The sequence below is a fragment of the Mycobacterium sp. 1165178.9 genome, from assembly GCF_001673555.1.
In the GTDB taxonomy this organism is placed as follows: Bacteria; Actinomycetota; Actinomycetes; order Mycobacteriales; family Mycobacteriaceae; genus Mycobacterium.
The window spans coordinates 1-13563 of the sequence record NZ_LZMB01000262.1 but is presented as its reverse complement, the minus strand read 5'-3'; the positions used below and the strand labels follow the sequence as shown (position 1 = coordinate 13563).

The 13563-nt window shown below is 68.5% G+C and carries 10 protein-coding genes, 1 tRNA gene and 1 pseudogene; 8 read left to right on the top strand and 4 right to left on the bottom strand.

Translation table 11 applies throughout. The annotated features are described in order from the left end of the window. The 3 genes from A5652_RS11760 to A5652_RS11750 form a co-directional block, all read right to left on the bottom strand. Window positions 1-796, bottom strand: a 796-nt coding sequence (locus tag A5652_RS11760; RefSeq protein ID WP_067350890.1) for a ribose-phosphate diphosphokinase, incomplete at its 3' end; no start/stop codon positions are given. Between the two features lie 94 nt (window positions 797-890). Then, a complete protein-coding gene (gene glmU, locus A5652_RS11755; protein ID WP_067350886.1) occupies window positions 891-2396 on the bottom strand; it encodes a bifunctional UDP-N-acetylglucosamine diphosphorylase/glucosamine-1-phosphate N-acetyltransferase GlmU in 1506 nt (501 codons plus the stop codon). Between the two features lie 121 nt (window positions 2397-2517). Beyond that, window positions 2518-2589: transfer RNA gene (locus tag A5652_RS11750), tRNA-Gln, on the bottom strand. A gap of 161 nt (window positions 2590-2750) precedes the next feature. Here A5652_RS11750 and A5652_RS11745 point away from each other — a divergent pair. After that, window positions 2751-3344, top strand: a complete 594-nt coding sequence (locus A5652_RS11745; RefSeq protein WP_156656103.1) for a TetR/AcrR family transcriptional regulator — start codon at window positions 2751-2753, stop codon at window positions 3342-3344. Between the two features lie 4 nt (window positions 3345-3348). Here the strand turns inward: A5652_RS11745 and lysA are convergent, their stop codons facing one another. Further along, complete coding sequence (gene lysA, locus A5652_RS11740) at window positions 3349-4689, bottom strand: diaminopimelate decarboxylase (protein WP_067350883.1); 1341 nt, start codon at window positions 4687-4689, stop codon at window positions 3349-3351. A 130-nt stretch (window positions 4690-4819) separates the two neighbouring features. Here lysA and mfd point away from each other — a divergent pair, with 130 nt between their 5' ends. The 7 genes and pseudogenes from mfd to A5652_RS11705 form a co-directional block, all read left to right on the top strand. Continuing rightward, window positions 4820-8476 carry a transcription-repair coupling factor gene (gene mfd / locus A5652_RS11735; protein WP_197513925.1) on the top strand — a complete coding sequence of 1219 codons (3657 nt, stop codon included), beginning with the start codon at window positions 4820-4822 and terminating at the stop codon, window positions 8474-8476. Continuing rightward, window positions 8473-9510, top strand: coding sequence for a nucleoside triphosphate pyrophosphohydrolase (locus A5652_RS11730; RefSeq protein ID WP_067350876.1), 1038 nt, complete (start codon window positions 8473-8475; stop codon window positions 9508-9510). Before mfd ends, A5652_RS11730 begins: the two co-directional genes overlap by 4 nt. A gap of 320 nt (window positions 9511-9830) precedes the next feature. Continuing rightward, window positions 9831-10559, top strand: coding sequence for a lytic transglycosylase domain-containing protein (locus A5652_RS11725; RefSeq protein WP_156745287.1), 729 nt, complete (start codon window positions 9831-9833; stop codon window positions 10557-10559). 57 nt (window positions 10560-10616) lie between these two features. After that, on the top strand, window positions 10617-11906 hold the full coding sequence (gene eno / locus A5652_RS11720; protein ID WP_067350870.1) for a phosphopyruvate hydratase: 1290 nt from the start codon (window positions 10617-10619) through the stop codon (window positions 11904-11906). A 20-nt stretch (window positions 11907-11926) separates the two neighbouring features. Then, complete coding sequence (locus A5652_RS11715) at window positions 11927-12634, top strand: septum formation initiator family protein (protein ID WP_067350867.1); 708 nt, start codon at window positions 11927-11929, stop codon at window positions 12632-12634. Next, window positions 12627-13115: a DUF501 domain-containing protein gene (locus tag A5652_RS11710; protein ID WP_067350864.1), complete on the top strand. Its 489-nt coding sequence runs from the start codon at window positions 12627-12629 to the stop codon at window positions 13113-13115. The genes A5652_RS11715 and A5652_RS11710 overlap by 8 nt, the downstream gene beginning before the upstream one ends. After that, a pseudogene (locus A5652_RS11705) lies at window positions 13109-13563 on the top strand (exopolyphosphatase); the annotation flags it as partial. The gene A5652_RS11710 and the pseudogene A5652_RS11705, both read left to right, overlap by 7 nt.

Below are 13563 nucleotides of genomic sequence, written 5' to 3'. Positions count from 1 at the left end.
GATCCGATAGCACACCGTGGGTGGCCGCGATGATCACGTCACCGGCGCCCTCGTCGCGCAGCAACTTGACCGCGCCGGCAATGGTGCCACCGGTGTCGATCATGTCGTCGATCAGGACACAGGTCCGCCCCTGCACCTCACCGACGACGCGGTTGGACACCACCTGGTTGGGCACCCGCGGGTCGCGGGTCTTGTGAATGAAGGCCAGCGGGACGCCGCCCAGTGCGTCGGCCCATTTCTCGGCGATGCGCACCCGCCCGGAGTCGGGCGAGACGACCACCATGTTGCCGTCGGGGTAGTTGTCACGGATGTAGCCGGTCAGCAGGTTCTGGCCGCGCATGTGATCGACGGGCCCATCGAAGAAGCCCTGGATCTGATCGGTGTGCAGGTCGACGGTGACGATCCGGTCCGCGCCGGCGGTCTTGAGCAGATCGGCGACCAGGCGGGCCGAGATTGGCTCGCGGCCCCGGTGCTTCTTGTCCTGCCGGGCATAGGGATAGAACGGCATGACCGCGGTGATCCGCTTGGCGCTCCCCCGCTTGAGGGCGTCGATCATGATCAGCTGTTCCATCAACCAGTTGTTGACCGGGTCGGGGGCCGACTGCAGGACGAAAGCGTCACACCCACGCACCGATTCGTGGAACCGCACGAAGATCTCGCCGTTGGCGAACTCCCGCGCGGTCTGTGCGGTGACGTGGACGTCGAGCTCTTTGGCCACCTGCTCGGCCAGCTCCGGATGCGCGCGGCCGGAGAAGAGCATCAAATTTTTGCGGTTATCGGTCCAGTCGTGGCTCAACGCACTGCCCTCGCCAAATCGGGGTGGGGGATGGAAGGCCCCATCGTACGAAGCGAATGGTACGGAACTGTGGCCGGGTTGCCAGCTAGCAAATTCACGGTGTCGGTTCGGCTTCTGGCGTTTGGCCGGCTGTAGGGACCGGGGGGGTGCTCTGACCGGCGGCTTTCTCGGCGGCCTCGGCCGCCTGCGCGGCCGGACTGCCCGGGCGCTTGCGGCGCACCCACCCTTCGATGTTGCGTTGCGGACCCGCGGATACCGCCAGCGTTCCCGGCGGGACGTCGTTGCGCACCACCGTGCCGGCTCCGGTGTAGGCGCCGTCGCCGACGGTCACCGGCGCCACGAACATGGTGTCCGACCCGGTGCGCACGTGCGAGCCGATGGTGGTCCGCCGCTTGGATTCGCCGTCGTAGTTGACGAACACGCTGGACGCGCCGATGTTGCTGTGCTCGCCGATGTCCGCGTCTCCGACGTAGGTCAGATGCGGCACTTTGGAGCCGGTGCCGATGGTGGCGTTCTTGGTCTCGACGAACGCGCCGAGCTTGCCGTCGTCGCCCAGCACCGTGCCGGGGCGCAGGTAGGTGAACGGCCCGACGGTCGCGCCGGCACCGATCGACGACGCGGTGCCATGGGTGCGCACCACCGAGGCGCCGTCGCCCACGCTGACATCGGTCAGCGTGGTGTCCGGGCCGACGACGCAGTGGCTGCCGACCTGAGTGCGGCCGAGCAGCTGTGTCCCCGGCTGAATGACGGTGTCGCGCCCGATGCTGACGTCGACGTCGATCCAGGTGGTGCCCGGGTCGACGATGGTGACGCCCGCCATCTGATGGTCTGCGATGATGCGGCGGTTCAGTTCGGCGCCCAGCTGCGCGAGTTGGACGCGGTTGTTGACGCCGGCCACCAGCGCGCTGTCGTCGACGTGGCGGGCGTGGATGGCCAGGCCGTCGCCGCGCAGGATGGCGATGACGTCGGTCAGGTAGAGCTCCTGCTGGGCATTGTTGGAGCTCAACCGGTTCAGTGCGGAGCGCAGCGCCGCGGTGTCGAAGGCGTAGACACCGGCGTTGACCTCACGGATCTCGCGTTGCGAGGGCGTGGCGTCGGCGTGTTCCACGATCGCCATGACCTCGTTGTCCTGGGTGCGCAGGATGCGGCCGTAGCCGCTGGGGTCGCTCACCGTGGTGGTCAGCACGGTCACCGCGGCCGGCGCCGCGCTGTGGGTGGCGATCAAATCGGCCAAAGTGTCGGCGTCCAGCAGCGGGGTGTCGCCCGAGGTGACGACGACGACCCCGGCGTAGTCGGGGGGCAGCGCGGACAGGCCGCACAGTACTGCGTCGCCCGTGCCGCGGGGGCGCTCTTGCAGCGCCACATCCACGGGACGCCCGAGGGCGTCGGCCCAGTCGGCCACGAGAGGGGCGATGCGCTCGTGATCATGGCCCAGGACGACGGCGAGGTGCTGGGGAGCGACCTTGGTGATCGTGTGCAGGAGATGGGACAGCATGCTGCGCCCACCAACGGTGTGCAGGACTTTTGGGGTGTCCGACCGCATCCGGGTGCCGGGCCCGGCCGCCAGCACCAGGACCGCGGTATCACCAGGAGACGACATCAACCCTCCTTGCGTTTGTCCCGCACGCGCTGCGCGCGGAAGCGCCGACACGCCGTCAAGCGTGTCACTTCATCTGCGGTGAAGGCAAAAAACGATGGGATTTCGCAACTAGCAGTTGAAGCTCCGTCGCCAGGACTCGAACCTGAACTTTCTGAACCAAAATCAGAGGTGCTGCCGATTACACCACGACGGATCGCTAACCCATGGCGAGCGGCGGGTTGATTCCGACCGCGCCAAGAAGACTTTAGTCTGACGACGATGCGGGCCGCTTGTCGGCTGTTGACCGATACGCTGATTGACGTGGCCGTGCTGGACAAGGAACCGGACAAAGAGACGCGGGCGCCGCGCGCGCGGATGACCGGCACCGAGCGCCGCCAGCAGCTCGTCGGCATCGCGCGCACGCTGTTCGCCGAACGCGGATACGAAGGCACGTCGATCGAGGAGATCGCGCTGCGCGCCAACGTGTCCAAACCGGTCGTCTACGAGCACTTCGGCGGCAAGGAAGGGCTGTACGCCGTGGTGGTCGACCGCGAGATGTCCGCACTGCTCGACGGCATCACCTCGTCGCTGACCAATAACCGGTCCCGGGTGCGCGTCGAGCGGGTCGCACTGGCGCTGCTCACCTACGTCGAACAGCGCACCGACGGCTTCCGGATCATGATTCGCGACTCGCCGGCCGCGATCAGCTCGGGCACCTATTCCAGCCTGCTCAATGACGCCGTCAACCAGGTCAGCTCCATCCTGGCCGGCGACTTCTCCCGTCGTGGCCTGGATCCAGGGCTCGCGCCGCTGTACGCCCAGGCCCTCGTCGGCTCCGTGTCGATGACGGCGCAGTGGTGGCTCGACACGCGGGAGCCCAAGAAGGAAGTCGTCGCCGCCCACCTGGTCAACCTGATGTGGAACGGGCTGACCCACCTCGAGGCCGACCCTCGGCTGCAGGACGAGTAGCGGGCTAGCCGCAGTCCCGAGCCAGCAGGTCGGCAACGGTCTCCCGGCGAACCAGTTCGCGGGCTCGCCCGTCCTTGACCGCTACCACCGCGGGACGACCGACCATGTTGTAGTTCGACGCCATGCTGTGGTGGTAGGCGCCTGTGCACGGCACGGCCAGGAGGTCGCCGGGGTGCAGGTCGGCGGGCAGTTCGATATCGCGGATGAGTTCGTCGCCCGCCTCGCAGTGCCGGCCGACGACCGTGACCCGCTGCTTGAGTCTTAGCGAATGCCGGTTGGCCAGCGCGGCCGTGTATTGCGCGCCGTACAGCGACACCCGCGGGTTGTCGCTCATGCCGCCGTCGACCGCGACAAAGGTGCGTCCACCCGGCTGGGTTTTGATCGAGCACACCCGGTACAGCGTCACGCCGGCCCGGCCGCAGATGGCCCGCCCGGGTTCCACCACGATCTGGGGCCGCGGGAAATGCTCGGCGGCGCAGGCTTCGTCGAGCGCGTTCTCGATGGCGTCGGCCAGCTGCGAGAGGTTGAGCTCGCGGTCGCCGGGCACATAGGGGATGGCGTGCCCGCCGCCGATGTTGAGCTCGGTGAGGATGACGCCGTGCCTGGTCCGGATGTCGGCCATCGCGGCGATCATCCGGCGGATGGCTTCGCCGTAGAGGACGGGGTCGGTGACCTGCGAGCCGATATGGCAATGCAGGCCGACCAGGTCGAGTATCGGGTGCGCGAGCACCCGCTGGGCCGCGACGTCGGCGCGGTCACCGTGCAGCGTGAACCCGAACTTCTGGTCGCTGATGCCGGTGGTGACGGCCCGGTGGCCGTGGATGTCGATGTCCGGGGTCACCCGGATGAGGACCGGCTGGCGCCGTCGCGCCAGCCCGGCGAGGTAGGCGATTTCCATGCCGCAATCCAGCACGATGCGTCCCACCCCGACGCACACCGCTTCGCGCAGTTCCTCCGGCGATTTAGCGTTGCCGTGCATGACGATGCGTGCCGGGTCGACCCCACCGGCAAGGGCGACGGCCAGCTCGCCGGTGGAGCAGACGTCGAGGCCGAGGCCCTCTTCGCGCGCCCAGCGGGCCACCGCGGTGGTCAGTAACGACTTTCCGGCGTAGACGACCTCGACGCCGCGCAGCGTCTTGCGGTAGCGGCGGGCGCGATGCCGGAAGTCGGTTTCGTCGATGACATAGGCCGGGGTGTGAAACTCGTCGGCGATATCGGCCAGCGGTACACCGCCGACGCACAGCCTGCCCTCCTCGTCGGGGTGGGCGGTGACGGGCCAGATCGCGGGATCGAAACGCGGGGGAGCCGCCTGACCGAGAGACGGCAGGATATCCAGCAATGTCATGAATTCAACGTGCGCCGCCGAATAACTCCGCGGTGCCTTCCTTACGATCCCTTGACGGCGGCGAGCTCGATATTGACGAGGTTCGGTGTGTCCGGCCCTGTCGCTGAGGGCCCCTAGAATGGAATTCATCATGACCGCACCGGGGGCTGCTCGCCCAGAAACCCCGATCGCGGGGCTCGTTGAATTGGCGCTCACCGCGCCGACCTTCCAGCAGCTGATCGACACCGCGGCCGCCTCGCCGGCCGAATTGAGCCTGGTGGGTCCAGCCAGCGCACGGCTATTCGTCGCCAGCGCGCTGGCGCGGTTGGGTCCTCTGCTGGTAGTCACCGCGACCGGGCGCGAAGCCGACGACTTGACCGCCGAACTGCGCGGCGTCTTCGGCGATGCCGTCGCGGTCTTTCCGTCGTGGGAAACCCTGCCGCACGAGCGACTTTCGCCCGGCGTCGACACCGTCGGCGCCCGGTTGACGGTATTGCGCCGGCTGGCCCATCCCGACGATGCGCGGCTGGGTCCGCCCCTGCAGGTGGTGGTGACCGCGGTGCGCTCGCTGCTGCAGCCGATGACGCCGCAGCTGGGGCTGGTGGAGCCGGTCACGTTGAGCGTCGGTGCGGAAATCGAATTCGAGGGCGTGATCACCCGGCTCGCCGAGCTGGCCTACACCCGGGTGGACATGGTCGGCCGGCGCGGCGAATTCGCCGTGCGCGGAGGCATTCTCGACGTCTTTCCGCCGACCGCCGAGCATCCGGTGCGCATCGAGTTCTGGGGCGACGAAGTCAGCGAGATGCGGATGTTCTCGGTGGCCGATCAGCGCTCGATCCCGGAGATCGAGGTGGACACCCTCATCGCTGTGGCCTGCCGTGAACTGCTGCTGACCGATGAGGTGCGCGAGCGCGCCGCCGAGCTGGCCGCGCGGCACCGCACCACCGAGCCCGCCATCACGGGCAGCGTCAACGACATGCTGGCCAAGATCGCCGAGGGCATCGCGGTCGACGGCATGGAGGCGCTGCTGCCGGTGCTTCGGCCCGGCGAGCACGTGCTGCTGACCGACCAATTGGCCCAGCGCACACCGGTCTTGCTCTGCGATCCGGAAAAGGTCCGCACCCGGGCAGCCGACCTGATCAAGACCGGCAGCGAATTCCTCGAAGCGTCCTGGTCGGTGGCCGCGCTGGGCACCGACGCGCCGGTCGACGTGGCGCAGTTCGGTGGATCAGGTTTCGCCGAACTCGATGACGTGCGGGCCGCCGCGGCCCGCGGGGGGCATCCGTGGTGGACGCTGAGCCAGCTGTCCGACGAGTCGGCCGTAGAGCTCGAGATCCGGTCGGCGCCGTCGGCCCGCGGGCACCAGCACGACATCGACGGCATATTCGCGATGCTGCGAGCGCACGTCAGCACGGGCGGCTACGCCGCCGTCGTCGCACCCGGCACCGGGACCGCGCACCGCGTGGTGGAACGGCTGGCCGAATGCGACACCCCCGCCGCCATGCTCGAATCGGGTGCCGCGCCCAAGGCCGGCGTGGTCGGTGTGCTCAAGGGACCGCTGCACGACGGCGTCATCATCCCGGGCGCCACGTTGGTGGTGATCACCGAGACGGATTTGACCGGCAGCCGGGTGGCGGCCGTCGAGGGCAAGCGCCTGGCGGCCAAGCGGCGCAACACCGTTGACCCGTTGGCGCTCACCGCAGGCGATCTGGTGGTGCACGACCAGCACGGCATCGGCCGGTTCGTGGAGATGGTCGAGCGCACCGTCGGCGGCGCCCGGCGCGAGTATCTGGTGCTCGAATACGCCTCGAGCAAAAGGGGCGGCGGATCCGACAAGCTGTATGTGCCGATGGATTCGCTGGACCAGCTGTCGCGGTACGTCGGCGGGCAGGCGCCCGCGCTGAGCAAGCTGGGCGGCAGCGACTGGACCAACACCAAGACCAAGGCCCGCCGCGCCGTGCGCGAGATCGCCGGTGAGCTGGTGTCGCTGTACGCCAAGCGGCAGGCCAGCCCCGGGCACGCGTTCGGTCCGGACACCCCCTGGCAGGCCGAGATGGAGGACGCGTTCGGCTACACCGAGACGGTTGACCAGCTGACCGCGATCACCGAGGTCAAGGGGGATATGGAAAAGCCGATCCCGATGGACCGGGTGATCTGCGGCGACGTCGGCTACGGCAAGACCGAGATCGCGGTGCGGGCGGCGTTCAAGGCGGTCCAAGACGGAAAGCAGGTGGCCGTGCTGGTGCCCACCACCTTGCTGGCCGACCAGCATCTGCAGACCTTCAGCGACCGGATGACCGGATTCCCGGTGACCGTCAAGGGCCTGTCCCGGTTCACCGACGCGACCGAATCCAAGGCCGTCATCGAGGGCATGGCCGACGGATCAGTGGACGTGGTGATCGGCACGCACCGGCTGCTGCAGACCGGGGTGCGCTGGAAGGACCTCGGCCTGGTCGTGGTCGACGAGGAGCAGCGGTTCGGCGTCGAGCACAAGGAGCACATCAAGTCGCTGCGCACCCACGTCGACGTGTTGACCATGAGCGCCACCCCCATCCCGCGGACGCTGGAGATGAGCCTGGCCGGGATCCGCGAGATGTCGACCATCCTGACGCCGCCCGAAGAGCGCTATCCCGTGCTGACCTACGTCGGCCCGCAGGACGACAAGCAGGTCGCGGCCGCCCTGCGGCGCGAGCTGCTGCGCGACGGGCAGGTCTTCTACGTGCACAACCGGGTCAGCTCGATCGACCGGACGGCGGCCCGGATCCGGGAGTTGGTGCCCGAGGCGCGGGTGGTCGTCGCGCACGGGCAGATGCCCGAAGAACGGCTCGAGCGCACGGTGCAGGGGTTCTGGAACCGCGAGTACGACATCCTGGTGTGCACCACGATCGTGGAGACCGGGCTGGACATCTCGAACGCCAACACGCTGATCGTCGAGCGGGCCGACACCTTCGGCCTCTCGCAGCTGCACCAGCTGCGCGGCCGGGTCGGTCGCAGCCGAGAGCGTGGCTACGCCTACTTCCTTTATCCGCCGCACGCGCCGCTGACCGAGACGGCCTACGACCGGCTGGCCACCATCGCGCAGAACAACGAGCTGGGCGCGGGCATGGCCGTCGCGATGAAGGACCTCGAAATCCGCGGCGCCGGCAACGTGTTGGGCGTCGAGCAGTCCGGGCACGTCGCCGGGGTGGGCTTCGACCTCTACGTCCGGCTGGTGGGGGAGGCGGTGGAGGCCTACCGGGCTGCCGCCGACGGCCAGACCGTCACCACGGCCGAGGAGCCCAAGGACGTGCGGATCGACCTGCCGGTCGACGCGCACCTGCCGCCGGACTACATCGCCAGTGATCGGCTGCGCCTGGAGGGGTATCGGCGGCTGGCCGCGGCGTCCTCCGACGGCGAGATCGACGCGGTTGTCGAGGAACTCGTCGACCGGTACGGGGCGCTGCCCGAGCCGGCCCGGCGGCTGGTGGCGGTGGCGCGGCTGCGGCTGCTGTGTCGCGATGCCGGCGTCACCGAGGTGTCGGCCGTGTCGGCGTCGACCGTGCGGCTCTCGCCGATGACGCTGCCGGACTCCGCTCAGGTGCGGCTCAAGCGGATGTATCCGGCCGCCAGCTACCGCGCCACGACGTCGACCGTGCAGGTTCCCATTCCGCGAGCAGGCGGGGTCGGCGCGCCGCGACTGCGCGATGTCGAGCTGGTGCAGATGGTGGCCAACCTGGTGACGGCACTGCAGGGCAAACCGCAAACAGACATTGGTATAACGAGTGAACTGCCCGCATCGATGGCAAGTGAGGAGCGACGGGCGCGATGATCGTCGTCTTGTTCGACCCCCGCAGACCGTCGCTGGTGCCGGTCGAAGCCATCGAGCACCTGTCCGGCGAGGTGCAATACACCGAAGAGATGCCCGTCGCGGTGCCCTGGTCGCTGCCCGCGGCGCGGCCGGCGCACTCCGGCGACGACGCCCCGGTGCTGCTGTCGTCGGACCGCGACCATCCGGCCGTCGTCGCACGGTTGGCGGCCGGTGCCCGGCTGATCGCGGCGCCCGAGACCCCGCGTGGTGAACGGCTGATCGATGCCGTGGCGATGATGGACAAACTGCGCACCGCCGGGCCGTGGGAAAGCGAGCAAACGCACGACTCCCTACGCAGATTCCTGCTGGAGGAGACCTACGAACTGCTGGACGCGGTCGGCAGGGGCAATGCCGAGGCGTTGCGCGAAGAGCTCGGCGACGTGCTGCTGCAGGTGCTGTTCCACGCCCGCATCGCCGAGGACGCGTCGGAGTTCCCCTTCACCATCGACGACGTCGCCGCCACCCTGATGCGTAAACTGGGCAATCGGGTACCGGGAGTGCTTGCCGGGCAATCTATTTCGCTTGAAGAACAATTGGCCCAGTGGGAAGAGCGCAAGGCTGCCGAAAAGCCGCGGAAATCGGTGATGGACGACGTGCACACCGGACAGCCCGCATTGGCGCTGGCCCAGAAGGTCATTGCGCGTGCCGGCAAAGCGGGCCTGCCCGCCGAGCTGATCCCCGAGGCGATCAGCTCGATTTCAGTGTCGGCCGACGTCGATGCCGAAAGTGCCCTGCGCGCGGCCGTTCTGGACTTCGTCGAGACGGTCCGCGAAGTCGAGCGGACGATCTCGGCCGCACGCCGCGGCACCGATGTCCCCGAGGAGTTCGACGTAGCCCCGCTCGGCGAGATATCCGAGGAGGAGTGGCGTGAGCACTGGCCGGCCGTTGCGGCGGCACTCGACGATCAACGGTCGGCGGCCGAGACCGACGGCGAGCCCGACTCCGACTTGGTCGAGGTGGAAGCAAGCGCCGACGCGGCGGCCCGAGACGCCTGAGGCAACCGCAGCGCGGTTACCGCGGCGGCGCCGCGCCTGATTTTTCAACTCTTTCGCCCGTCGGTGCGAGCGATCGCCGGAATGTTTGCCGGATTTGTCATCGGCCGCTCGGTAATATCGCCGATGAGGTTGCGAATCCCCGTGGTCGGCGTCGGTCTGGTCGCGCTAGCCAAGGCGACCAGCAGCTAACCGGTCATTAGCTGAAACCGGCGATACGTCGGTGCGCCGAGGCCCGGGGCAACCGGGTAGTTGCCGAACGCATGGGACGATGGTGTGGCGGAAGTTGGTGCAGGCGAGTGTGGGGAGCTCAGGAAAGCATGGTGTCGCCGAGGCGTTGGATGCGCGCGGCCGCCGTGATCGGCGCAACCTCGATCGTGCTGGCGTCTAGCTGTACCTGGCAGCTCAGCCTGTTCATTCCCGACGGCGTCCCGCCTCCGGCCGGGGATGCGGTGCCCGCGGTGGACACCCATGCCAGCGGCCGGCCCGCGGATCAGTTGCGGGAGTGGGCGGTGCAGCGGTCGGCGGGGCTGGAGATCCCGGTGATCGCGCTCGAGGCATACGCCTACGCCGCCCGGGTCGCCGAGGTCGAAAACCCGAAATGCCACATCGCCTGGACCACTCTGGCCGGCATCGGCCAGGTCGAGAGCCACCATGGCACGTACCGCGGCGCGCGGCTGGCCCCCAACGGCGATGTGAGCCCCCCGATCCGGGGTGTCCGCCTCGACGGCAGCGGCGGCACGCTGCGCATCGTCGACACCGAGGAAGCCGTCACTGACGGTGACGGCGTGACGCGCGCCATGGGGCCGATGCAGTTCATCCCGGAGACGTGGCGGCTCTATGGTGTCGACGCTCACAACGACGGCCGCGTCAGCCCGGACAACATCGACGACGCCGCGCTCGCCGCGGCCGGTTATCTGTGTTGGCGCGGAAAGGATCTCGGAACGCCCCGCGGCTGGATCACCGCGCTGCGCGCCTATAACAACTCCGGTGTGTACGCCCGGGCGGTCCGCGATTGGGCGACCGCTTACGCGAAAGGTCACCCGCTGTAGCAGGATGTATCGCTGACCGGCGAAAGCACGCACCGGCGACGACGCAAGGAGAACTCAGTGCCGATTATCGAGCAGGTCGGGGCCCGCGAGATCCTCGATTCCCGCGGTAACCCGACAGTCGAGGTCGAGATAGCCCTGATCGACGGGACCTTTGCCCGCGCGGCGGTGCCGTCCGGCGCGTCGACGGGTGAGCACGAGGCCGTGGAGCTGCGCGACGGCGGCGAGCGTTACGGCGGTAAGGGCGTGCAGAAAGCGGTGCAGGCCGTGCTGGACGAGATCGGTCCGGCGGTGATCGGCCTGAACGCGGACGATCAGCGGCTGGTGGACCAGGCGCTGCTGGATCTGGATGGCACGCCCGACAAGTCGAGACTGGGCGGCAACGCGATCCTGGGCGTGTCGCTGGCCGTGGCCAAGGCTGCCGCCGACTCCGCCGAGCTGCCGTTGTTCCGTTACCTCGGCGGCCCGAACGCGCACATCCTGCCGGTGCCGATGATGAACATCCTCAACGGCGGAGCCCACGCCGACACCGCCGTCGACATCCAGGAGTTCATGGTGGCACCGATCGGTGCGCCCAGCTTCGCCGAAGCGTTGCGGTGGGGCACCGAGGTGTATCACGCGCTGAAGTCGGTGCTCAAGAAGGAGGGGCTGAGCACGGGATTGGGCGACGAGGGCGGGTTCGCCCCCGACGTCGCGGGCACCACCGCGGCCCTGGATCTGATCAGCCGGGCCATCGAGTCGGTCGGTTTCAAGCCCGGCGACGACGTGGCGCTGGCGCTCGACGCGGCCGCGACCGAGTTTTTCACCGACGGGACCGGCTACAAGTTCGAAGGCGCCACCCGTACCGCCGAGCAGATGGCGGAGTTCTACGCCGGACTGCTCGGCTCGTATCCGCTGGTGTCCATCGAAGACCCGCTGTCAGAAGACGATTGGGACGGCTGGGCGACGTTGACCGCGTCGATCGGCGACCGGGTGCAGCTGGTCGGCGACGACATCTTCGTCACCAATCCCGAGCGGCTAGAAGAGGGCATCGACAAGGGCGTCGCAAACGCGTTGCTGGTCAAGGTGAATCAGATCGGCACGCTGACCGAGACGCTGGACGCCGTCGCGCTGGCCCACCACAGCGGTTACCGCACCATGATGAGCCACCGCAGCGGCGAGACCGAGGACACCACGATCGCCGACCTGGCGGTGGCCGTCGGCAGCGGGCAGATCAAGACCGGTGCGCCGGCCCGCAGCGAGCGCGTCGCAAAGTACAACCAGCTGCTGCGGATCGAGGAGGCGCTTGGTGACGCCGCCCGCTACGCCGGTGACCTGGCCTTCCCTCGGTACGCCGTGGAGGCGAAATAGCTTGACGTTCAACGGCTGACATGGCTGACGCGAAACGGCCCGACTCGAAGCGGCGCTCCCCGGCATCCCGCCCGGGGAAGGCCGGCGATTCGGGTCGGGGCCGTCGCACGGCCAAGCCGTCCTCCAAGCCGACTTCGCGGACGTCGCCCACGGCGAACCAGACGGGCCGGACGCCTACGCGAACACAACAAGAGCATGTCGTCGAACCCATCACGCGCCAAGCCGCCGAATCCGTTGAGCAGCGCTCCGAGCAACGGCTGGGTTTCACCGCGCGCCGCGCGGCGGTGCTGGCGGCTGTGGTTTGCGTGCTGACTTTGACCATCGCCGGACCGGTGCGCACCTACTTTGCGCAGCGCACCGAAATGAATCAGCTGGCTGCCACCGAGGCGGCGCTGCGCAGCCAGGTCGCGGAGTTAGAGCAGCGGAAGGCCAAACTCGCTGACCCGGCCTACATAGCGGCGCAAGCCCGCGAGCGGCTGGGCTTCGTCAAGCCCGGAGACATCCCGTTCCAGGTGCAGCTTCCGCCGTCGGCGGCCGAGCCAGAGCAGCCGGGATCCCCGTCGGCGAAACCGGGCAACGGTGATCCCTGGTACACGTCGCTGTGGCACACCATCGCCGACGCCCCGCACCTGCCGCCGGCCAATTCGCCTGCGCCCCCGCCCCCTCCGGCCGAACCGGGATCGCCCGAACCGGTGCCCGCACCGAATCCCACGGGTCCCGGTGGCTGATCGTGCAGACCTGGAAGCGGTGGCGCGCCAGCTCGGGCGCGAGCCGCGCGGGGTACTCGAAATCGCCTACCGTTGTCCCAATGGTGAACCCGGCGTGGTGAAGACTGCGCCGAAACTGCCTGATGGCACGCCGTTCCCGACCTTGTACTACCTGACCCATCCGGCGCTGACGGCCGCCGCCAGCAGGCTGGAGACCACGGGATTGATGCGCGAGATGACCGAGCGGCTGGCCCAGGACGCGGAATTGGCGGCCGCCTACCGACGTGCGCACGAGTCGTATCTGGCCGAACGAGACGCCATCGAATCACTAGGGACCACGTTCTCCGGCGGCGGAATGCCGGACCGGGTCAAGTGTCTACACGTCCTGATCGCCCATTCGCTGGCCAAGGGCCCCGGCGTCAATCCGTTCGGCGACGAGGCGCTGGCGATCCTGGCCGACGAGCCCGCAATGGCCGGCATTTTGGTGGTAGGGCAATGGTGAACGGCAGGCTCGCGGGAATCGATTGCGGTACCAATTCAATTCGCTTACTGATCGCCGACTTGGACGGGGGCCGGCTGCGCGATGTGCACCGGGAGACGCGGATCGTGCGGCTGGGGCAGGGTGTCGATGCGACCGGCGAGTTCGCGGTGGATGCGATAGCACGGACCCGCGCGGCGCTCACCGATTACGCGGCCTTGATCGACGAACACGGCGCGCGGCGCGTGCGAATGGTGGCGACGTCCGCCGCCCGCGATGTCGCCAACCGCGATGCCTTCTTTGCGATGACCGCCGACGTGTTGGGCACGGTACTGCCCGGAGCGGTGGCGGAGGTGATTACCGGCGCCGAAGAGGCCGAGCTCTCGTTCCGTGGGGCGGTCGGCGAGTTGGACAGTGCGGCAGGCCCTTTCGTCGTCGTCGACCTGGGCGGCGGTTCCACCGAGATCGTGGT

What these genes read in the sequence shown, in the direction of transcription:
- glmU (WP_067350886.1), bottom strand. Translation starts at nt 2,396, where the DNA reads ATGTCGTCTCCTGGTGATACCGCGGTCCTGGTGCTGGCGGCCGGGCCC.
- mfd (WP_197513925.1), top strand. Translation starts at nt 4,820, where the DNA reads ATGACCGCACCGGGGGCTGCTCGCCCAGAAACCCCGATCGCGGGGCTC.
- A5652_RS11715 (WP_067350867.1), top strand. Translation starts at nt 11,927, where the DNA reads ATGGCTGACGCGAAACGGCCCGACTCGAAGCGGCGCTCCCCGGCATCC.
- A5652_RS11730 (WP_067350876.1), top strand. Translation starts at nt 8,473, where the DNA reads ATGATCGTCGTCTTGTTCGACCCCCGCAGACCGTCGCTGGTGCCGGTC.
- lysA (WP_067350883.1), bottom strand. Translation starts at nt 4,689, where the DNA reads ATGACATTGCTGGATATCCTGCCGTCTCTCGGTCAGGCGGCTCCCCCG.
- A5652_RS11745 (WP_156656103.1), top strand. Translation starts at nt 2,751, where the DNA reads ATGACCGGCACCGAGCGCCGCCAGCAGCTCGTCGGCATCGCGCGCACG.